Raw genomic sequence first — 21454 nt, 5'->3', positions numbered from 1 at the left:
CTGAGAACAAGTGAAACTTAGGACTAAGGGTCTACAGAAATAGCAATATTCTGGCGTTTCATTTGATAAAAAAACATTAATATTTTACAGATGAGATTACTTATTGTAGGAAACGGTGGTCGTGCTTCAGCTCTAGCAACTAAACTAAGTGAAGACAGCAGAATTACAAAGATGTTTTTCGCACCCGGAAACGCTACTACTGAAAAATTAGGAGAAAATATCAACGAGACGGATATCATCGTACTTAGAGATTTTGCAATCAAGAACAAAGTGGATTTGACGATTGTCGGTCCAGAAGCACCTCTTGTAGAAGGAATCGTAGATGAGTTCAAAAAAGTTGACCTCAAAGTTTTTGGTCCTGCAAAAAAAGCGGCTTCATTAGAAGGAAGTAAAGCGTTTTCTAAGAAGTTTATGAAAACTTATGGAATCAAAACAGCTGAGTCTGTAACTTTTGATTCTTATGCAGATGCCAAAGAATATCTTCAAAACCAAACATTCCCAATTGTTATCAAAGCAAGCGGTCTGGCTGGTGGAAAAGGTGTAGTGATTGCGGAAGATTTGGAAGAAGCAGAAGGTACGATTCACGATTTTATGATTAAAAGAATTTTCGGCGATGCTGGGATTCAGGTGATTATAGAAGAGTTTTTAGAAGGTTTCGAAGCTTCAATCATTGCGGTTTCCAACGGAGATAAGATTTTCCCTTTTATTCCTGCGAAAGATTACAAAAAAGTAGGAAACGGAGACAAAGGATTGAATACTGGCGGAATGGGTTCTGCGGCGCCAAGTCCAGAATTCAAAGACGAGCATTTCCAGGATTTCGTTAATAATATTCTGAATCCAACAGTTCAAGGTCTTAAAACAGAAGGTCTTAGCTTCAAAGGGTTTATTTTCTTTGGATTGATGGTGACTGAAAAAGGCGCTTATCTGTTGGAATACAATATGAGATTAGGTGACCCGGAAACTCAGGTTCTTTTGCCACTTTTAGAAAACAATTTGGTAGATGTTATCGAGGATTGTCTTCACGGAAAAGAATTGGAATTGAAATTCAAAAATCAAAAAGCAGTTTGTTTGGTGGTTTGTTCAGGAGGTTATCCTCAGAATCACGAAACAGGCTATGAGATAACAGGAGCTGAAAAAGTTAAGAACAGCACATTGCTTTATGCAGGTGCAGATTACCGAGGAGAAAAAGTAGTTTCCACAGGCGGTCGAGTTCTGAATCTGGTAGCACTTGGAGACACGTTCGAGGAAGCTCGCAAGAAAGTTTACGAAGACGCTAATATTGTGGACTTTGACTACGGATTTTTCCGAGACGATATTGCGAAATTTTAAAATAACGAGAGATGTTGGGCGACCAATGTCTCTTTTTTTTTAGGAGCTTAATCCCGCTTTCCACTATATCTTTTTTGTCATTGCGAACGAAGTGAAGTAATCTGTAGAACCATTCAGCAATCGCAATAACAAAAAAGGATGCCGCTACAATCGAGGCTATGGGTTTCTACAAAAGTTGAAGATTTGTCAATCATTAGGAGATTTTTGAAAATAAGGATACTATAATTTAAACACCAAGTTTGTCATTCCGTAGGAAACCTAACGAAGTGGTTCGAAGAAGTCAATCTCAGTATCGTTTAGATTCCTACGGAATGACAAAAGTGAAAATAAAAAGACTTTACAAACTTTGATGAGCTTAAGTGCCTTTGTGAATCTTAAAATATTTTCAATAAAGTCAAAAAAATCTTTGTGAACTTTGTGTTCAAAAAAATAAAAAAATATTACAACATTATATGCAAAACGGAATTATCATTTTAGACTTCGGTTCACAGTACAACCAACTCATTGGAAGAAGAATCCGTGAAATGGAAGTCTATTCGGAAATAGTACCATTCAACACGCCATTATCAGAAATTCTGGAGAAAAAACCAAGAGGAATTATCCTTTCCGGAGGTCCAAGTTCTGTAAACGCCGAAAACGCGCACCTTGTAGAAAAAGAACTTTATGAGCAAGGAATTCCGGTTTTGGGAATCTGCTACGGAATGCAGTTAACTGCACATATTTTGGGCGGAAAAGTAGCAAAAGGTGAGAAAGGCGAATACGGAAAAGCACATTTGGAAATCGTTAAAGAAAACGAATTGTTGAAAGGTGTTTATCAAAATTCAATAGTTTGGATGAGCCATTTTGATGAGGTGGCAGAATTGCCGGAAGGTTTTGAATTGAATGCAAAATCAGGCGTTATCGCTTCGATTTCCAATCCTGAGAAAAAGATTTATGCTGTACAATTTCATCCGGAAGTTTCTCATTCAGAAGAAGGTGGAAAAATGTTGGAGAACTTCGTATTCGGAATTTGTAAGTCTGATAAAAACTGGAAACTGACTAATTATATTGAGAAAACTGTTGCTGAAATCAAAGAAAAAGTAGGAACTCAAAAAGTGATTCTTGGTCTTTCTGGCGGAGTAGATTCTTCTGTAGCGGCGGTTTTGATTCATAAAGCAATCGGTGATCAACTGAATTGCATCTTCGTGGATACCGGACTTTTGAGAAAAGACGAAGGCAAAAAAGTAATGGAAAATTACGGAAAGCATTTCGATATGAATATCAAAATGGTAGATGCTTCCGAAAGATTTCTTTCCAAATTAGCAGGAATCGGCGACCCTGAAGAAAAACGTAAAATCATCGGTAACGAGTTCGTTCACGTTTTTGATGAAGAATCTCATTCAATCGAAGGGGCAAAATTCCTTGCTCAAGGAACAATCTATCCAGATGTTATCGAATCTCAATCCGTAAAAGGGCCTTCAGCAGTTATCAAATCTCATCACAATGTAGGCGGACTTCCGGAAGAAATGGAGTTCGAACTTCTTGAGCCTTTGAGAGAATTGTTCAAAGATGAAGTGAGAAAAGTAGGAGAGGAATTGGGGATTCCGCACGAGTTAGTTTACAGACATCCGTTTCCAGGTCCAGGTTTAGGAATCAGAGTTTTGGGAGAAGTAGATGCAGAAAAAGTTAGAATACTTCAGGAAGCTGACGATATCTTCATCGAGGAATTATATAAAAATGATTTGTACGAAAAAGTTTCTCAGGCATTCGTGGTTCTTCTTCCAGTAAAATCTGTTGGTGTAATGGGAGACGAAAGAACTTACGAATACACTGCGGTTGTTCGTTCTGCCAATACAATTGACTTTATGACGGCAACTTGGAGCAGATTGCCTTACGAGTTTTTGGATACTGTTTCCAGCAGAATCATAAATGAAGTTCGTGGAATCAACAGAGTAGCTTACGATATCAGTTCAAAACCACCAGCAACGATTGAGTGGGAGTAATTATAATAAATAATAAAATATCAAAAATCCAGTAATTTATTGCTGGATTTTTTAATTCCCAACAAACAACTCCTCATATTGTTCTCCAAATCTTTTTCTTAGTCTTTGTTTAGATTTTTTTACAGCGTCAATAGTGATTCCTAATAAAGATGAAATTTCTTGGTTAGATAATTCCAGTTTCAAAAGTGTTATGATTCTTAAATTAGATTCTGTGAGATCCGAAAAATCGCTCATCAGTCCATTGTAATATTCTGGATATTCCTCTTGAAAAGCTTGTTTGAAATTGACCCAGTTTTCATCGGTCATCAGATGAGAATCCAACAATTTTTGTAACTTTTGTTTTTCTTTTTCTATAGAAGATAATGATGAATTTTTTATTTTTAGGAGTTCTTTATTCAACAGTTCGATCTGATCATTTTTTTCAGAAAGATATGTGCTGTAAGAAGACAATGTTTTGTGGGTTTCAGAAAGTTTTTGTTCAGACTTAAGTTTCTCCAATTCTAGTCTCAGAACCGTTTTATCGTATTTGTCTTTTCTGATTTTGAGCTGTTTTTTGTTGAAGATAATTAATAAAATAATTATGAAAAATAGTAAAATTGAAACAACTATAATAGCTCTGTTTTTCAGTTGCTCTTTTTCAAATTGTGCACTAGCCAAGTTTAATTTATTAGCATAACGCTCTTTTTGAGCGAGAATATTACTGCGTTCTAGATTTCGATCTCCATCGCTATCAGTTAGTTCTTTTTCTAATTGATTAAGTTTTCTTAAACAGAATAATTCCTGCTGTGTATCACCTTCTTTTTGAGCAATTTTCAATTTTAATTCTTCAATTTGAAAAACATTTTTTTTGAGATGAACTTTGGATTCTGCAAATTTTTCTGCTTCATTGAGCATTTTTTTAGCTTCCTCAATTTTGTTGTTTTCAATCAGGATTTTACTTAATAGGAATCTGGCGAAACTTGAGTTATGATCGCTATGAAGATTGGTAGAAATTTTAAGATCTTGCTTTAGATAAGTTTCCGCTTTGTAAAGATTACCTTTTTTTAATTCCAAAAAACCAAGATTCCCCAAAGTCTTTGCATAGCGGATTTGATCATTAATCTTCAGAGCAATATCTTTAGCTCCAATGATGTATTTTTCCGCATTATGTAGCTGATTAAGTTCCAAAAAATAATAACCAATATTATCCATTATCGCAGCTAATTCTTTGGAGTTGGGTACTGCATATTGTTCTGCTTTTTTTAAGTAATTGATTGCTTCATTTTTATCACCAATTGTCCCCATAAAATACCCAATCTTTTTGAAGCAATCGCTTGGAAGTATAATCTTGTTGGCTTCCGTATATCTAATTTTGTTGTCAGCATCCAAATAAACCTGAAGAGCTTCTGATGTTTTTTTGTAATCGTAGAGATAGAATGCATAATTACATAATGCCCAGATCTCTAATCCCGAATTTTTATTGGCTTTTGCAATTTCTATAGATTTAGCAAAAAATAGATCACTGCTCTGATTGAGTTTTTCATTAGCAGATGCAAAACCACTTCCCAAAAGGTTGTAATAAACCGCGTGTAGATTTTTATCACTGGATTTGATGAGCGGATCAAGATAGGATTTTAAAGCAATTGTGTCTTTGCCAAAATTTTTGTTTTGGAGAATTACAGATTCTATTTTTTTCTTATAATCTTTACTTCCATCAATCGTAATTTTCTGAGAAAATAGATTTTCGCAGAAAAGAAATAATAGAATTATAATGTAAAATTGTTTCAATTATATTTTTATAATTACGCAAATTACATAAAAAACAATGATTTTTGTTACTTATTATAAAATTACATTTCCATTGGTGTAATTTTAAAATACTCAATTGTTTGATTTTCAATTGTGTTTATTTGTAAAATAATTTGTCCACCCGATGTCCACCCCTGTTTTTTGCTTTGGGTTTTAGTAAACTATAAATTTGAATATTCAATAACCATAAGAGCTTAATCATTAATAAAGCAAAAGTAAATTTCCTTTAAAAACGAAAAAGACCTATTCATTTTTAGAATAAGTCTTTTGTTTTTATGACTTCTGATATTATTGATTAGAATAATTGATGTAATAATTCTTATCAAACTCAACAGGCTTATCGGATCTCAAAGTTGTTGTCTGTTCTTTTTCTGTAGGCTTCAACTCTTGACCATCAGCTAATCGGATTGGTAATTTCAAATCAGGAATTACATTCGTCCATTTATAAGTCAATTGATTACCGTTTTGCTTATATTCCAAAGTCGGGATTTTCACCGTTCTCAAATATTGATTGAAAATACTTGATAAATCAATTCCGGATTTTTCAGAAAAATACTTTTCTATTTGTTCTGTTGTTACAGTTTGATGATAAAAGTCTTTATTAATTCCTCTTAGGATTTGACGGAACTTCTCATCATTATTAATGACCTGACGAATTGTATGCAACATGTTCGCACCTTTTGGATACATATCACCACTACCTTCGTTTCGGATTCCGTATTTTCCGATAATTGGCTTATCATTAGAAATTACTTTTCGTACACCTTGGATGTAAGTTTCAGCAGAAGCTTTGTCCATATATCTTTCCACAAATAATGGTTCAGAATACATCGTAAATCCTTCGTGAACCCACATGTCGGCTTGGTCTTTTGCCGTGATATTGTTTGCAAACCACTCGTGTCCGGATTCGTGAACGATGATGTAATCCCATTTCAGACCAACACCTGTTCCTGATAAATCTCGTCCAAGATAGCCGTTTCCATAATTGTTTCCATAAGCTACGTTACTCTGATGTTCCATTCCAAGATGTGGAGATTCTACGATTTTGTAAGAATCTTCATAGAAAGGATAAGGACCGAACCAATATTCGAAAGCACTAAGCATTGGTTTCACTTGCTCAAATTGCTTTTTAGCTTTGTCAAGATTATAATCCAAAACCCAATAATCAAGGTCGAGTTTTCCTTTTTCACCGTCAAAAGTATCTTTGAAATTGACATATTTTCCAATCGATGGGATGATAGAATAATCATTGATCGGATTTTTAACTTCCCAAAGCCAAGACTTTTTATCGCCAAGATTTTCTTTTTTGATTAATCTTCCATTTCCAACACCTACAAGGTCTTTCGGTGTAATGATTTTGAAAGTAATTCCGTTATCAGGCTCATCACTCCAAATATCTTTTACAGGTAACCAAATACTTGCACCAATTCCTTCATCTGCGGCTGTCATCCAAGGATTTCCGTTTTTATCCTTAGTAAACATCCAACCGCCGTCCCAAGGTGCGCGTTTTGCGATTGTTGGATTTCCAGAATAATCGATGTCAATTGTATATTTTTCTCCTTTTTTGAAGTTCTTTTTCGTATTCAAGAAAATGAAATCTCCATCTACTTTTTTTTCAGTAATAGGAAAACTAGCCGTTATTTTATCAGCTTTCATCGGCTTTTGCAAATCGATTTGAAAAGTTGGATTTTTCACATCTTTCTCAATTGTCAAACTGATTTTATTACTTCCTTTGATGCTTTTCGCTTCAAAGTTCGGCTCCACTACGATATCATATTTCTTGATATCCCAAAAGTTCCTGAATTCTGTATTAGAACCTTTTAAGGTATCTATTTTTGTAGGTTTTGCATCCTCAAAAAACTGAGCTTGTGAAACTCCCGATATTAATATGGAGAGAAGTAATAATTTTTTACTCATTATAATTTTATTTTTTTTGGAATTCGTGAATTTCCAATTTCATTTTTTAATTTTTCTTTAGAATTAGTTTCACTTATTAAATGAAACGTTACAAAATTAATTAAAAGTATGTTACAAACCATTATTAGTAACTTAATCTCGCATGTCGAAGGACTATATCTTTTTTTTTGTCATTGCGAACAAATTGAAGCAATCTGTTGAATTCTTTGGTAATCATAATAACAAAAAGGATTCGTGGCTATGAAATTTGTCTTCAATAGAAATTTTGACATCTATTATAGAAACTACCAATCAAAAGTTATCCTAATTCAAAATCATTCCAAACATACTTTTCGTAACTTTGCAACAATGAATTCGTTAGTTGATAAATACAATATTCCAGGTCCACGTTATACATCTTATCCTACAGTTCCTTATTGGAATGAAGCCGATTTTACCGCAGATCTTTGGAAAAAATCAGTCATAAAATCCTTTTCAGAAAGCAATTCTGGAGAAGGGATTTCCATTTATATTCACTTGCCTTTTTGCGAGGCACTTTGTACATTTTGTGCTTGTCACAAGAGGATTACAAAGCAACATTCTGTAGAAGTTCCTTATTTGGAAAGTGTTTTGAAAGAATGGAAATTGTATCTCGAATTATTCGATGAAAAACCAAAACTGAAAGAGCTTCATCTGGGAGGAGGAACGCCAACTTTCTTTTCACCTGGAAACTTGAAAACACTTCTTCAAGGCATTTTTGATACAGTAGAGATTGCAGAAGAACAAGAATTTAGTTTTGAAGGTCATCCGAATAACACCACTCGTGAACATCTTCAAACTTTGTTTGATTTAGGTTTTAATAGAGTGAGCTTTGGCGTTCAGGATTATGACCCAAAAGTTCAAAAAGCGATTAATAGGATTCAGCCTTTCGAGAATGTGAAAAACGTGACTGAATGGGCTAGAGAAATTGGATATAAAGGAATCAGCCACGATTTGGTTTTCGGATTGCCTCACCAAACTTGGGAAGCCACCGAATTTACCATCAGAAAAACCTTGGAACTGAAACCAGACCGATTGGCTTTCTATTCTTATGCACACGTTCCTTGGGTAAAAGGGGTTGGTCAAAGAGGTTTTGACGAAAGTGATCTGCCAAGTGGTGATGAAAAAAGACGACTTTACGAAGACGGAAAAAAATTATTAGAAGAACTCGGTTACATCGAAATTGGAATGGACCATTTTTCTCTAGAGCACGATGACCTTTATCAATCCTTGACTCAGAAAAAATTACACCGTAATTTTATGGGTTACACATCCAGCAAAACTCAATTAATGGTAGGTTTGGGAATGTCGGCAATCTCTGATTCTTGGTATGCATTTGCTCAGAATGCAAAAACTGTTGAAGAATATCAGAAGATTGTAGAAGAGGGTGAGATTCCTGTTTTCCGTGGACATATTTTAGATGAAGAAGATTTAGTCATAAGAAAACATATTCTGAATCTAATGTGTCAATTGGAAACAAGTTGGGACTTGCAAACCTCTTTCCCAGAAATCGAAAATGCTATAGAGAAATTGAAAGAAATGGAAACGGACGGTTTGGTAGAAATCTCCGACAATCAAATAAAAATCACTGAAAAAGGAAGAGCTTTTACACGAAATGTAGCCATGGTTTTTGACCTTAGAATGATGAGAAATAAACCAGAAACTCGTATTTTTTCGATGACAATATAATTTAGACTTTTAGATAATAGAGAAAAGATAAAAAACTTTCAAGCATTTCGCGTTTTGTTCTTTGCTGAGTTTTACGCCTTTGCGAACCTTAAAATATTTTCAATAAGATTAAAAAATCTTTGCGGACTTTGAGTTTAAATAAAAGAATCAGAAATGAATTTAATCAAACAAAAAAATATCATTCTCAAAAGTTCAAGAGAATTTTTAACCGATGCGATTTTTCTAGAATCTGAAGAGAAATTGCCGTTGATTATTTTCGTTCACGGTTACAAAGGTTACAAAGATTGGGGCGCCTGGGAATTGATGGGAGAGAAGTTCGCAAAAGCTGGATTTTACTTTGTTAAATTCAATTTTTCTCATAACGGGACTACAATTGATAACCCAAATGATTTTGCGGATTTAGAAGCATTTGGACAAAATAATTATTCCAAAGAATTGGATGATTTGGAAATTGTTATCAATCATTTCAAAAATCAAAAAGAAGTTGACTCCAACAAAATAATTTTGCTTGCACACAGTAGAGGTGGAGGGATTTCTATAATCAAAGCTTCTGAAAATAAATCGATTTCAAAACTAATTACTTTAGCAAGTGTTTCTACTTTGGATAGATTCCCTAAAAATGAAGCTTTTGAAAATTGGGAAAAAGAGGGTATTTATTTCATAGAGAACGCAAGAACGAAACAAAAAATGCCACACTATTTTCAATTTTACCAAGACTTTGAAATTAATAAAGAAAGATTTGATGTTGAAAAAGCTTGTGAAAATCTGACAATTCCAACTTTATTCATTCACGGTTCTGATGATGAATCTGTTCCTTTAAATCATTCTAAAAATCTAAATGAATGGACAAAAGATTCTCAACTAGAAATAATCGAAAATGCTAATCATACGTTTGGCGCAAAAGAACCTTGGGGCAATGATTCTCTTCCAAAAGAACTGGATGAAGTTATAGAAGTTTGTATTGGATTTTAAAGAAAAATTAGAGATTCGGTTACAATTATTTAAAAACTTAATTCCATTAACTGGCAACTAAAAATTATCAACTAATTATTTCTTCTTTTTAATCAGATTGTTATTCTCAATCCAACGTTTGCTGTTGTTGATATCTTTCAAATACCAAACATCATTGGCATTCATAAGATACAGGCTGTAAACCAACGGAATTGGAATTTGTTTACCTTCCAAGAAATTGGCTCTTACAGAGATAGCATTTTTCTTTCTGATGTAATCTCCTGTGAAAATATTAGAAAAACTTTTTCCGGTAGATTTGTCATCAATCAATTCTATCATCGTCAAACTCCCATCTATATTGAATTCTAGGATATGACGTTCTCCATGATCTTCAAAATCTTCTACCAAAACAAATTTTTTTCCTTTGAGATCGTAGTTGGTCGCGTCTTTCATTTTTTTCCCTTTTTCCTCAATTTTTTCAAGGATTTTGTTGATGCTGGAAAAGTCTTGGGAATAAAAATAGACAGATAAGATTAGGCTGAGGAAGAGGAATGTTTTTTTCATTATAATATTTGTGTCTTTACTTAACAAAAATAGACATTCCAATACACGACAACAAATCTTTAACTAAATTTATAAAAACAGATTTTTAATTATCTTTGCACCATGATAAGAATTACCAAGATTTTCACTTTCGAAACCGCTCACGTCCTTTATAATTATGATGGTAAATGCAAAAATATGCACGGCCATTCCTATAAGTTATTTGTTACGGTAAAAGGAAATCCCATCAACGACCTCGATAATCATAAGAACGGAATGGTGGTAGACTTTGGTGACATCAAAAAAATCGTAAAGGAAGAAGTTGTGGATGTTTGGGATCACGCTGTTTTGGTTAATGGCGCTTCTCCGCACAAGATTTTAGGAGAAAATTTACAAAATGAAGGTCATAAAGTAATTTTTTGTGATTATCAGCCAACTTGTGAAAATATGCTTTACGATATTGCTTCAAAAATAAAATCCAAACTTCCAAACCATGTTCAGTTGGCTTACCTTAAACTTCACGAAACCGAAAACTCTTACGGAGAATGGTTTGCTGAAGATAACTAATGATGTAGTTTTTTATTGTTTTGAAGTTTGTTAAAATTTTCTTAAAATTGCAGGCTTAAAATTATAAACTATGAAAAAACTATTTTTAGTTGGTGCTTTGGCACTTTTTGGAGCTATGAATGCTCAAACAGAAAAAGGGTCTTGGGTTATAAGTGGATCCACAACAATAGGATTTAATAATACTTCTAGTAAAGTTAAATATAATGGTAACTCAGTTGATGGTCCAAAAACTACTTCTTTTAATATTAAGCCTTCAGCAGGATATTTTGTAGCTAACAATATTGCAGTTGGTGTTGACTTGTCATTTACAAGTACAAAAAATGAAAGTACACAATATTTCTTTGATCAAGAACTTAATTTTGAAAGCAAAAGCAATACAGTTGTAGTAATGCCTAATGCAACATATTATTTTAAGTCGGCTTCGAAAGTAATGCCGTACTTGGGTGCAGGTATTGGATATTTTTCTAACACCATTAAATATCCGTCTGATTTTTCTAGTAACGAAGAAGTTAAAGAAACTATTGATGGATTGGCGTGGGGAGCAAAAGGTGGAGTTGTTTTTCTTGTAACTCCTTCTATTGGAATCGACCTTGGTTTGGCTTATGTTAATACTTCAAACAAAGAAAATGATGTTAAAAATGTAACTAACTCATTTGGAGTGAACGCAGGTTTTTCTTTTTTCTTTAAATAATAAGCACTTTACTTAAAACAAAAACCTCGCAATTGCGAGGTTTTTTTAGTTCGGATAGACAATATATTTCTGTCTTATTTTTTCAAAATTCTCAAGATCTTTTTCCCAGCTATCTTTAATTTCTTTTTCGGATTTTCCAGCGATGATTTGTTTTCTGAGTTCATCACTCCCGGCTAATTTATCAAAGAAGAGATTTTTCAGAAAGAAATCCTGCTGAGGATTTTTATAATTTTTATATGCTTTCAAAAGCCATTCTAGATTCAGTTCTATTAAGTCTTCAGAATAATTACTAAGATTTTCTCCGTAACACAACTTCCCATTTAAAAAAGGATCTTTTGCACCATCAGTTGGTTTCGGGGTGAATTGATAATTTAAATCTTTTGTCCAAGGCGAACCATAGATTTGAAATGGCAAATCTGTTCCTCTTCCCACAGAAACTTGAGTGCCTTCAAAGAAACAAAGACTTGGATAAAGATTAATGGATTTATCATTAGGAAGATTGGGAGATGGTTTATCAGAGACACCATAGCGTTTTTGCTTGTGATAATTCAGCATTGGAATCAAAGTGTATTTTGCCTGAATTTTATTTTTTAGCCATTTTTCTCCATTTACCATTTTACCATATTCGCCGATTGTGAGTCCATAAACAACCGGAACATTATGTAATCCTACAAAGCTTTTCCATTGATTTTTCATCATTGGTCCATCTGTATAGCCATCGTGAGGATTTGGTCTGTCGAGAACAATCACTTCAATATTATTCTCAGCTGCGGCTTCCATAATATAAGAAAGCGTAGATATATAAGTATAAAATCTCACGCCAACATCCTGTATATCAAACAAAATAATATCTGCACCTTTCAGGTATTCCGCTTTTGGTTTTTTGTTGTCTCCATAAAGGGAAACAATCGGCAAACCTGTTTTTTTATCAATACCACTTTTTACATGTTCACCAGCATCAGCAGTTCCTCGGAAACCGTGTTCTGGAGCAAAAATGGATTTGATTTTAACATTGTTTTCAACCAAAAAATCAACCAGATGTTTTTTATTTTTTAAAAGACTGGTTTGATTAGCAGCAACAATGACGTTTTTATTTTTAAGTAAAGGAAGATACAGTTTTGGTCTGTCAGCTGCAGTTTCAAAACAATCTGATGAGCTACTCTGAGTTTTAAAAAAAGTGATTGAACTAAAATAAATTAGCAGGATAAAAACTAAAGTTTTATTTTTGAAGCCTAATATCATTGATTTGAATTTTCCGTTATATTTCTCGAAAAAAATAGCGTTTTCCAAAGATAACAAAAATAATCTCTCCAAGGTGATTGTCTATATTGGTAGGCTTTCTGTGGCTTTGGGGATTATAGTTTCTTTGATTACGATTTCTACAGGTATAGGTTCCAAAGAAGCGATAGAAGACAGGATTTCTAATTTTAGCGGTGATATTTCCGTGAGATCTACACGTTCCAATTCTTCTTACAATTCCTCTGTTTTAGAAACGAATGGTTTAGATACAAAAAAAATTAATTCTATTGATGGTGTTGCTGGTTTGCAATCTTATGCTACAGTTAGTGGGATTTTGCGAACAGAAAATAATTTTGCAGGTGTTATCTTAAAAGGTGTTGGGAAAGATTTTGACAAAGCACGCTTCCAGCCTTTTATGATTTCGGGTTCTATTCCGGATTATAATGAAGATGGTTATAATAACGAAATCATCTTGTCTGAGAAAATTGCCAATGATCTTTCTCTGAAAGCGAGTGATAGTATTGTGGCGATTTTTTCAAAGGAAGATCAAAAGCCAATTTACAGGAAGTTTTTGATTAAAGGGATTTATAAAACGGATATCAAACTTGTGGATGATCTTTATATGATTGGCGATATCAACCACGTTCGCAAAGTGATGAATATGGATGAAAAACAAATTGGCGGACTAGATATTTTTTTAGATGATACAGATAAAATCGATGAAGCTTTTCCTCAAATCGAAAAATATATTGGTTATAAGAATTACGCCGAAAAAGTAACCGAAAAATACCCGCAGATTTTGGATTGGATTAATATATTCAATCAAAATATTTCGTTGATTATCACAATTATGCTAATTGTCGTGGTTATTAATATCATTATGGTTCTCCTTATTTTAATCATCGAAAGAACCAATTCCATCGGACTTTTGAAAACAATGGGAGCTTCCAACGCACAAATTAGGTCTATTTTTATTAATTATACATTAATGATTATGATTCCGGGACTTTTGGCAGGAAATGTGATAGGCATTGGACTGTTGCTTATTCAGAAATATACAGGAATCATCAAGCTGGATCCAGAAAATTATTTCATCAGTACAGTTCCGGTAGATCTTAATCCGTTATATTTTATTTCCGTATCGGTTGGGATTTTTATCGTATCGGGAATTGCGATGATTCTTCCAAGTTATTTGATTAGTAAGATTTCACCTGTAAAATCGATTAAGTACAGTTAAGTAATTTTTAGATAATCAAACAAACTAATATGATATTAAAAAACCTCAACTATCCGCTTGATTTTAAATTCAAAATCACAACATTGGCCAGCGACTTTAATATTACCGACAGAAATGGTAATTATGTGGCGTATGTGCGTCAAAAAATGTTTAAGCTAAAAGAAGATGTGATCGTTTTTAATGACGAAAGCAAATCTCAGGAATTGTTTAATATTAAGGCTAATCAGTGGATAGATTTCAATGCATCATATATGATGACAGATCTTGTGAATGGTAAAAAGTTCGGGAGGTTGGCTAGAAAAGGGGTGCGTTCTATCTGGAAATCGCGATACGATATTATTGATGAAAATGACCAACCAAAGTATCAGATTAATGAAGATAATGGCTGGATAAAAGTATGGGATTCTTTTATTGGAGAGATTCCTATTATAGGATTATTTACAGGTTATTTTCTTAATCCTTCTTATACTGTGAAAGATTCTGAAGGAAAAGAGTATTTTAGACTCAAGAAAATGCCTTCATTGATTGGCAGAAGATTCCAGCTGGAAAGATTAATTGATATTGATGATGAAGATGAATCTTTGGTGGTGTTGAGCTTTCTGATGATGGTACTATTGGAAAGAGCAAGAGGGTAAACGCCTTAAAAATAAAATTAAAACATTTGTTTTATAACAATACGATATGAAATATTATAATAATATTATAGAAACGATTGGTAATACACCTTTGGTAAAACTAAATAAAGTTTTGGGAGATGATTTTCCAGCTTTGGTTTTAGCGAAGGTAGAAACGACTAATCCTGGAAACTCTGTTAAGGACAGAATGGCTCTTAAGATGATTGAAGATGCAGAAAAAGACGGACGTCTGAAACCTGGAGGAACAATCATCGAAGGAACTTCCGGAAATACAGGAATGGGGCTGGCATTGGTAGCCATCCAAAAAGGTTACAAATGTATTTTTGTTACCAACTCAAAACAATCCAAAGAAAAATGTGACATTCTACGTGCTGTTGGTGCAGAAGTCATTGTTTGTCCAACGGATGTAAAACCAACTGATCCGCGTTCTTATTATTCAACTGCTAAAAGATTGACACAAGAAACCGAAAATGCTTGGTATGTGAATCAATATGATAATTTGTCCAACCGACAAGCGCATTACGAAAGTACAGCGCCTGAAATCTGGGAACAGACAGAAGGAAAACTAACACACTTTGTAGTTGGAGCTGGAACTGGCGGAACTATCACGGGTTGTGGAACTTTTTTCAAAGAAAAAAATCCTGAGATCAAAGTGATTGGTGTAGATACTTACGGCTCAATCTTAAAAGAAATCCACGAGACGGGAGAGATTCATTTGGACCACGCTTATACTTATATCACAGAAGGGATTGGCGAAGATATTCTTCCTGAGAATTACGATATGAGCGTCATCGACCATTTCGAAAAAGTGACCGATAAAGACGGTGCAATCTACGCTAGAAAATTGGCAAAAGAAGAAGGGATTTTCTGTGGTTATTCTGCGGGAAGTGCAATTTCTTCTTTGGTTCAGATGAAAGATCAGTTTACAAAAGATGACATTATTGTCGTTTTGCTTCACGACCACGGTTCTCGTTATGTAGGAAAAATCTACAACGATGAATGGATGAAGGAAATGGGTTGGCTGGACTAATAATGAACTGTTATTGATAAATTATAAATTACCGTTTTGTTTGAAAAAATAAGACGGTTTTTTATTTAATGAAAATTAATACAGATAAATTGACTCTGTAACTAATTGATTTTTAATAAAATGTACTTTATTGCCTCGGGTAAGTAATTGATTGCCTCAACTAAATGGTTGATTGTTTCAACGAACCGGTTGATTCTCTCTACAGAATTGTTGGATGGTATTACTTAATGATAAAATGGGATAACAAAGCAGTTTTCTGTATTGAATAAATAATTGAATTATTAGTTTGAAATTATTGTTGGTGCTTTTTTGTAGCTATCCATTTGGTTTTTATTTCCAATAATTTGAACATTTTCATCAATGTAAAGAATATTCATTTTTAAATTTATATTTTTTCTTATATCAACTTTATTGATGTGATTCTTATTGATTGTGATTTGTATTAATTCGGGATTTTTTGTCAAATCGATGCTAGTAAGTTTATTATTGTCAACAACTAAGTATTTTAATTTAGTAAAATTTTTCAAATCAATATCCGAAATTTGATTATCCATTAAATTTAGAGATTCAATTTTGGGACAATTTTTAATAATTACTTTATTAATTTGATTTCTACCGCAACCTAATTCTTCCAATTTTGGAAGGTTTGAAATTTGTAATGTTTTGAGATTGTTTCTAGCACAATAAAATTTAGTGAGATTGGAGAGGTTCTCGATTTTAAGTTTTTCAATTTTATTGTTTGTTAATACTATATATTCAAGGTTTTTAAATAGAGTTATATCGTTAGCATTTGTAATATTTTGTCCCATTAAATCTAACTCTTTTACTTTTTCAGCCTCATTTTTATCAATTTTCCCATTGTGATTTGAATCTATTTCTGGGTATTTTTTTAAGACAGCTTTTTCGAAGTCAGGATTTTCAAATTTTAAATCTTGAGAACAAGCAAGTGTAGTAAAAACTATGAATATTAAGAAATATATTTTTTTCATTTTCAAATCAAATTTTCTACCCAAAAACCTCAAAATCAACCCCATCAAAACTTGTAAAAACCATTGTTGGATAAGAATCCTGATGAAAAATATTTCCTTCAGAATCAATTCCAATTGCGCCTGCAAAACCGTCAATTTCTTTTAGTTCTTCAAAAGTTCTGTCAAAAGCATTTTCTATGCTTAATCCATCTGTAACTCTGGTCACGATTTTAGTTGCAGTTGCATTGCTTACGATATCTTCACCAACACCTGTACAACTTACTGCGCAAAATTGATTGGCGTAATTTCCTGCAACAGTCGCCGAATCAGAAATTCTTCCGGGGATTTCAAAACCTTTTCCACCGGTTGAAGTAGCAACAGCTAGTTTTCCGTGTTTGTCAATGGCGACTGCACCAACAGTTCCTTTTCCTCCGTTTTTCAGTTTTTCTTCGTATTCTTTTCTTCGTTGCGGGATTTCTGTCGAGAAATCTTCGAAACCATTTTCTGTAGCATAAATTTTTGCACCATTTCCACCGAGAACACGGTCGTTTTCTTTCATCAATTCCTTAGCAACAAAAATCGGATTCTTCACATCTTGAATATTAATCACACCGCTCATTTTCTGAGTTTCGCTATTCATAATTGCAGCGCTCATTCGGATTACACCGTCACTTTGGATTTGAGAACCAATTCCGGCATTGTACAGTTCATCATCTTCCAAAAGCGAAACCGCATAAGCAACTGTATCGAAAGCTGAATTGTCTTTTAGAAATTCATAAGATTTTTTCGCAATGTCTTTCAGTGAGTTTTGTTTTGCCAATTTCACTTCATTGCTTTGACTGCTTTCGGAGAAAAATCCGCCGTGGATGATTATTTTCATAGATTTATTTTTAATGGAATAATTGAAAATAAACCACATAGTCACATAGTTTTATTGAAATTTTAAGGATAAATAGATTTGATTCTATGTTTCCTTTTTATAGAGATTTTTCTATGTGTCTATGTGGTTGAAAAAGTTTTAGTTATTCAGAACTTACCTGCGGAATCGGATTATACTGAGAATTAACAATTGTCATCTCTCTAGTTTTCAAATCGAAAGTATCATTCATAGAAAGCACATCCACAATTAGATTTTTAATAGAAATTGGTTGACCCAATTCTACATTTGTTAAGTTGGTATCTTTAATCTGAAGTCCATCTACCAAAATCACAAGACCAGATCCAATTGCGGTCATCGTATCACCTTCAATGAATAAACCGGTGTCTTCACCAAGACCAATTCCCAAAGTTCTCGGATTATTCACAACAGCTTGAAACAATCTTCCAATTCTCCCTCTTTGAACAAAATGTGTATCAATAATGACATTTTCTATGAATCCAAGACCTTGAGTCGTTTTGATTTCACCTTTCAAAAGGGCTTCCGAGCTGGAACCTTGATAAATCATATTTTCCGATGCAGCAGCAGCTCCGGCAGAAGTTCCTGCGTAGATAAAATCTTCGGTTTGATATTTAGTTAAAATCGCATCGTGGAATCTAGTTCCCCCAAGAATTGAGGTCAGGCGGAGTTGATCGCCACCAGTAAACATTACAACATCTGCGGCATTAGCTCTTGCAACAATCGCATCACTATTTGCTTGTTCACGATTCTGAATATCAAGAATATTGCAATGTTTTGCACCCAGATATTCGAATGCTTTTTTATATTCAGGGCCCACGATGTCTGGGATTTGTGATGCAGTCGTGATAACTTCTATAACAGAGTTTTCTTTATGTTTGGACTCATCGATTATTTTTCTGAGGATTCCTCGTTCAAAAAAGTTGAGGTTTTTTTCTACATTTTGGTCAAACTCGATTTCTGTAAAACTTCCTTTGTTTACAGCGCCTCCGATGATGACTAATTTTCCATTTAACTTCATAGATAACAAAAATAATAAATCATTATAGAATAAACATAATCTTAACAGTGTAAAAATCCTTAAATAAGATTTAAACTTTTAATAATTAATGACTTATTTGAATTGTTTTGTGTTTTAAAATTAACGATTTGTTAATTGTTTTTACAAATTGATGAAAAATTCATTTTATGTTAAAATAATTATTTCTGATTTTTATTGATTTTGAAGCTTTTCCGTTATCTTTGATAAAATAGAAATGTGATATAGCGAAAAAAGGATATGAAAATAGAAAAAATACAAGTCTTGAGAGGTCCCAACATCTGGAGCATCACAAGAAAAAAATTAATACAAATGCGCTTGGATTTGGAAGAAACCGAGCATTTTCCAACCAACAAAATTGAAGGTTTCCGAGAAAGAATCGAACAGCTTTTACCATCGTTGATTTCTCACAGATGTTCCGAAGGGGTTGAAGGTGGTTTTTTCAAAAGAGTAGAAATGGGAACGTGGATGGGACACGTTATAGAACATATTGCTTTGGAAATTCAGACTTTAGCAGGAATGGATGTTGGGTTTGGAAGGACTAGAGAAACCAAAACACCAGGTGTTTACAATGTCGTTTTCAATTATCTTGAAGAAAGTGCAGGCGTTTTTGCAGCAGAAGAAGCGGTAAAAATTGCCGAAGCATTGATGAACTCCACAGAATATGATATTGAAAAATGTATTCATAATCTTAAAGAAATCCGAGAGAGAGAAAGATTGGGACCTTCTACAGGAAGTATTGTGGAAGAAGCTGCCTCGAGAAGAATTCCTTGGATAAGATTAGGGAAAAATTCGCTAGTTCAGCTGGGTTATGGAATTAATCAACAAAGATTTCAAGCGACTATTACAGGAAATACAAGCAGTATTGCGGTTGATATTGCCTGCAACAAGGAACTGACAAAAAAGATGCTGGAAGATGCAGCGATTCCTGTTCCGTCAGGAGATTTGGTTGTTGACGAAGAAGATTTGCAATATGTCATCAAAAAAATCGGTTATCCTTTGGTTCTGAAACCGTTGGATGGGAATCACGGTAAAGGCGCTTCCATCAATGTCAAGGATTACGAAACGGCGGTTATTGGTTTAGAACACGCTCAGAAATATTCAAGAAAAGTCATTGTTGAAAAATATATTACAGGTTTTGATTTCCGAGTTTTGGTCATCAATCACAAGATGGTTGCAGCGGCGAGAAGAGTTCCTGCTCACGTAGTCGGCGATGGCGAACTGAATATCCAGCAATTAATTGATAAAGAAAATCTAGACCCAAGAAGAGGTTACGGACACGAGAATGTTCTGACGGAAATTGATGTTGATAAAGACACCAACGAACTTCTTGAGAAATTAAATTATACTCTTGAAACTGTTCCACAAAAAGGAGAAATCGTTTATTTAAAATCAACAGCGAATCTCTCAACTGGAGGAACGTCGATTGATGTGACAGATATGATTCATCCCGAAAATGTTCAAATGACTGAACGTGTTTCAAGAATTATCGGATTGGATGTCTGCGGAATCGATATTATGGCAGAAAATCTAACTCAGCCTTTGAAAGAAAGTGGCGGCGCTATCTTGGAAGTTAATGCCGCTCCGGGATTCAGAATGCATCTTGCGCCGAGTGAAGGTCTGCCGAGAAACGTAGCTGCGCCGGTTGTTGATATGCTTTATCCTCAAGGAAAAGAATTTAGAATTCCGATTATTGCGGTGACTGGAACTAACGGAAAAACGACAACGACCAGACTATTGGCTCACATTGTTAAAAATAATGGGAAAAGAGTTGGCTTTACTACATCAGACGGGATTTACATTCAGAATACATTATTGGAGAAAGGAGATACAACAGGACCGATGTCAGCTGAATTTATTCTGAAAGACCCAACTGTTGAATTTGCAGTTTTAGAAACAGCTAGAGGCGGAATTCTGCGTTCAGGACTTGGTTTTGGAAGCTGTGATATTGGTGTCTTGACTAATATCAAGGAAGACCATTTAGGATTGAGTGATATTCATAATCTTAAAGATTTGACCAGAGTTAAACGGGTGGTTTTGGACAGCGTTAAAAAAGATGGTTGGTGTATTTTGAATGCTGATGACGAATATTCGATGAGATTAGCGGATGATTTGCGTCCAAAAGTGGCACTTTTTAGTTTGGATGAAAATAATCCTCATATCAAGAAATTTGCTAAAGAAGGAAAAATTACCTGCGTTTATGAAGATGGATTTGTGACGATTAAAAAAGGAGAGTGGAAAATCAGAATCGAGCGTGTTAAGAATATTCCGATTACGATGGAAGGCAAAGCGAAGTTTATGATTGCGAATGTTCTTGCAGCGTCTCTTGCAGCCTATGTTTACGGTTTCGAAATTCCGAATATCGCTTTGGCTTTGACAACGTTTATTCCAAGTGCACAATTGACTCCGGGCAGACTGAATGTCTTCAAATTCAAAAACTTCAAAGTGATGATTGATTTTGCGCACAATCCAGCAAGTTATGAAGCAATTGAAGATTATCTGAAAAATGTAGAATCCAACAAAAAAATCGGAATCATTTCCGGTGTGGGTGACAGACGTGATAATGACATCCGAGAATGTGGAAAAATTGCTGCGAGAATGTTTGACCATATTATCATTAGAAATGAAAAACATCTGCGAGGGAGAACCGAAGACGAAATCAACGGGTTGATTATAGACGGAATTCAAAGCGTAGATAAAAATGTGAGTTACGAAATCATTCCAAAAGAAATTGATGCGTTGAAACATGCTATGAGCTTGGCAGAAGAAGGTACTTTTATTACAGCACTCAGTGATGTCATACATAATGCGATTGAATTGGTTCAGGATTATCAGAACAAAGAATTGCAAGACGAAGGGAATTATTAAACTTCAAATATTTCAATCGAAACCGCTCAACTTCGAGCGGTTTTTATTTAACATAATTGAGACAATAA

17 protein-coding genes are annotated in these 21454 nt (G+C 34.1%); 10 read left to right on the top strand and 7 right to left on the bottom strand.

Going from position 1 to position 21454, the window contains the following annotated elements; genetic code table 11:
* Positions 1–90 precede the first annotated feature (90 nt).
* Both purD and guaA read left to right on the top strand, forming a co-directional pair.
* On the top strand, positions 91–1329 hold the full coding sequence (gene purD / locus RTY06_RS00555) for a phosphoribosylamine--glycine ligase (RefSeq protein WP_312822011.1): 1239 nt from the start codon (positions 91–93) through the stop codon (positions 1327–1329).
* A 452-nt stretch (positions 1330–1781) separates the two neighbouring features.
* Positions 1782–3311, top strand: coding sequence for a glutamine-hydrolyzing GMP synthase (guaA, locus tag RTY06_RS00550; protein ID WP_312822009.1), 1530 nt, complete (start codon positions 1782–1784; stop codon positions 3309–3311).
* A 51-nt stretch (positions 3312–3362) separates the two neighbouring features.
* Here the strand turns inward: guaA and RTY06_RS00545 are convergent, their stop codons facing one another.
* Positions 3363–5078: a tetratricopeptide repeat protein gene (locus RTY06_RS00545; RefSeq protein WP_312822007.1), complete on the bottom strand. Its 1716-nt coding sequence runs from the start codon at positions 5076–5078 to the stop codon at positions 3363–3365.
* 309 nt (positions 5079–5387) lie between these two features.
* Positions 5388–7016 (bottom strand): M1 family metallopeptidase, encoded by a 1629-nt coding sequence (locus tag RTY06_RS00540; RefSeq protein ID WP_312822005.1) that lies wholly within the window; start codon positions 7014–7016, stop codon positions 5388–5390.
* 348 nt (positions 7017–7364) lie between these two features.
* On the opposite strand from RTY06_RS00540, the gene hemN reads away from it, so the two are divergent.
* Positions 7365–8723, top strand: coding sequence for an oxygen-independent coproporphyrinogen III oxidase (gene hemN / locus RTY06_RS00535; RefSeq protein WP_312822002.1), 1359 nt, complete (start codon positions 7365–7367; stop codon positions 8721–8723).
* Between the two features lie 153 nt (positions 8724–8876).
* Positions 8877–9695, top strand: a complete 819-nt coding sequence (locus RTY06_RS00530; RefSeq protein WP_312822000.1) for an alpha/beta fold hydrolase — start codon at positions 8877–8879, stop codon at positions 9693–9695.
* Between the two features lie 75 nt (positions 9696–9770).
* Here RTY06_RS00530 and RTY06_RS00525 read toward each other — a convergent pair whose 3' ends face one another.
* Positions 9771–10238, bottom strand: a complete 468-nt coding sequence (locus tag RTY06_RS00525) for a hypothetical protein (RefSeq protein ID WP_312821998.1) — start codon at positions 10236–10238, stop codon at positions 9771–9773.
* A gap of 102 nt (positions 10239–10340) precedes the next feature.
* Here RTY06_RS00525 and queD point away from each other — a divergent pair, with 102 nt between their 5' ends.
* Positions 10341–10784 carry a 6-carboxytetrahydropterin synthase QueD gene (gene queD, locus RTY06_RS00520; protein ID WP_312821997.1) on the top strand — a complete coding sequence of 148 codons (444 nt, stop codon included), beginning with the start codon at positions 10341–10343 and terminating at the stop codon, positions 10782–10784.
* Positions 10785–10854: 70 nt separating this feature from the next.
* Positions 10855–11475 (top strand): OmpW family outer membrane protein, encoded by a 621-nt coding sequence (locus RTY06_RS00515; protein ID WP_312821996.1) that lies wholly within the window; start codon positions 10855–10857, stop codon positions 11473–11475.
* Positions 11476–11520: 45 nt separating this feature from the next.
* On the opposite strand, the gene RTY06_RS00510 is transcribed toward RTY06_RS00515, so the two are convergent.
* Positions 11521–12717: a DUF1343 domain-containing protein gene (locus tag RTY06_RS00510; protein ID WP_312821995.1), complete on the bottom strand. Its 1197-nt coding sequence runs from the start codon at positions 12715–12717 to the stop codon at positions 11521–11523.
* 4 nt (positions 12718–12721) lie between these two features.
* Between RTY06_RS00510 and RTY06_RS00505 the strand changes: the two genes are divergently transcribed.
* From RTY06_RS00505 to RTY06_RS00495, 3 genes are read left to right on the top strand one after another with little or no spacing between them, the layout of a single operon-like run.
* A complete protein-coding gene (locus RTY06_RS00505; protein ID WP_312822263.1) occupies positions 12722–13951 on the top strand; it encodes an FtsX-like permease family protein in 1230 nt (409 codons plus the stop codon).
* A gap of 29 nt (positions 13952–13980) precedes the next feature.
* The gene (locus RTY06_RS00500; RefSeq protein ID WP_312821993.1) at positions 13981–14586 is read left to right on the top strand and encodes a hypothetical protein; all 606 of its coding nucleotides are present in this window, start codon (positions 13981–13983) and stop codon (positions 14584–14586) included.
* A gap of 46 nt (positions 14587–14632) precedes the next feature.
* Complete coding sequence (locus RTY06_RS00495) at positions 14633–15616, top strand: pyridoxal-phosphate dependent enzyme (RefSeq protein ID WP_312821991.1); 984 nt, start codon at positions 14633–14635, stop codon at positions 15614–15616.
* 281 nt (positions 15617–15897) lie between these two features.
* On the opposite strand, the gene RTY06_RS00490 is transcribed toward RTY06_RS00495, so the two are convergent.
* From RTY06_RS00490 to RTY06_RS00480, 3 genes are all read right to left on the bottom strand, one after another.
* Positions 15898–16605 carry a leucine-rich repeat domain-containing protein gene (locus RTY06_RS00490; protein ID WP_312821989.1) on the bottom strand — a complete coding sequence of 236 codons (708 nt, stop codon included), beginning with the start codon at positions 16603–16605 and terminating at the stop codon, positions 15898–15900.
* Between the two features lie 16 nt (positions 16606–16621).
* Positions 16622–17464 carry an isoaspartyl peptidase/L-asparaginase gene (locus tag RTY06_RS00485; RefSeq protein WP_312821987.1) on the bottom strand — a complete coding sequence of 281 codons (843 nt, stop codon included), beginning with the start codon at positions 17462–17464 and terminating at the stop codon, positions 16622–16624.
* A gap of 142 nt (positions 17465–17606) precedes the next feature.
* Positions 17607–18500 carry a cyanophycinase gene (locus tag RTY06_RS00480; protein WP_116034811.1) on the bottom strand — a complete coding sequence of 298 codons (894 nt, stop codon included), beginning with the start codon at positions 18498–18500 and terminating at the stop codon, positions 17607–17609.
* Positions 18501–18758: 258 nt separating this feature from the next.
* On the opposite strand from RTY06_RS00480, the gene cphA reads away from it, so the two are divergent.
* Positions 18759–21386: a cyanophycin synthetase gene (gene cphA, locus RTY06_RS00475; protein ID WP_312821983.1), complete on the top strand. Its 2628-nt coding sequence runs from the start codon at positions 18759–18761 to the stop codon at positions 21384–21386.
* The last annotated feature ends 68 nt before the right edge of the window (positions 21387–21454 follow it).

The organism is Epilithonimonas sp., from assembly GCF_032055105.1.
GTDB lineage: Bacteria > Bacteroidota > Bacteroidia > Flavobacteriales > Weeksellaceae > Epilithonimonas.
Note: the sequence above shows the minus strand (reverse complement) of the source record. Positions and strands in the feature narration are given on the sequence as shown.

Coding starts and splice junctions, on each gene's coding strand:
- purD (WP_312822011.1), top strand. CDS start 91: ATGAGATTACTTATTGTAGGAAACGGTGGTCGTGCTTCAGCTCTAGCA.
- guaA (WP_312822009.1), top strand. CDS start 1,782: ATGCAAAACGGAATTATCATTTTAGACTTCGGTTCACAGTACAACCAA.
- RTY06_RS00540 (WP_312822005.1), bottom strand. CDS start 7,016: ATGAGTAAAAAATTATTACTTCTCTCCATATTAATATCGGGAGTTTCA.
- hemN (WP_312822002.1), top strand. CDS start 7,365: ATGAATTCGTTAGTTGATAAATACAATATTCCAGGTCCACGTTATACA.
- RTY06_RS00530 (WP_312822000.1), top strand. CDS start 8,877: ATGAATTTAATCAAACAAAAAAATATCATTCTCAAAAGTTCAAGAGAA.
- RTY06_RS00525 (WP_312821998.1), bottom strand. CDS start 10,238: ATGAAAAAAACATTCCTCTTCCTCAGCCTAATCTTATCTGTCTATTTT.
- queD (WP_312821997.1), top strand. CDS start 10,341: ATGATAAGAATTACCAAGATTTTCACTTTCGAAACCGCTCACGTCCTT.
- RTY06_RS00515 (WP_312821996.1), top strand. CDS start 10,855: ATGAAAAAACTATTTTTAGTTGGTGCTTTGGCACTTTTTGGAGCTATG.
- RTY06_RS00510 (WP_312821995.1), bottom strand. CDS start 12,717: ATGATATTAGGCTTCAAAAATAAAACTTTAGTTTTTATCCTGCTAATT.
- RTY06_RS00500 (WP_312821993.1), top strand. CDS start 13,981: ATGATATTAAAAAACCTCAACTATCCGCTTGATTTTAAATTCAAAATC.
- RTY06_RS00495 (WP_312821991.1), top strand. CDS start 14,633: ATGAAATATTATAATAATATTATAGAAACGATTGGTAATACACCTTTG.
- RTY06_RS00490 (WP_312821989.1), bottom strand. CDS start 16,605: ATGAAAAAAATATATTTCTTAATATTCATAGTTTTTACTACACTTGCT.
- RTY06_RS00485 (WP_312821987.1), bottom strand. CDS start 17,464: ATGAAAATAATCATCCACGGCGGATTTTTCTCCGAAAGCAGTCAAAGC.
- RTY06_RS00480 (WP_116034811.1), bottom strand. CDS start 18,500: ATGAAGTTAAATGGAAAATTAGTCATCATCGGAGGCGCTGTAAACAAA.
- cphA (WP_312821983.1), top strand. CDS start 18,759: ATGAAAATAGAAAAAATACAAGTCTTGAGAGGTCCCAACATCTGGAGC.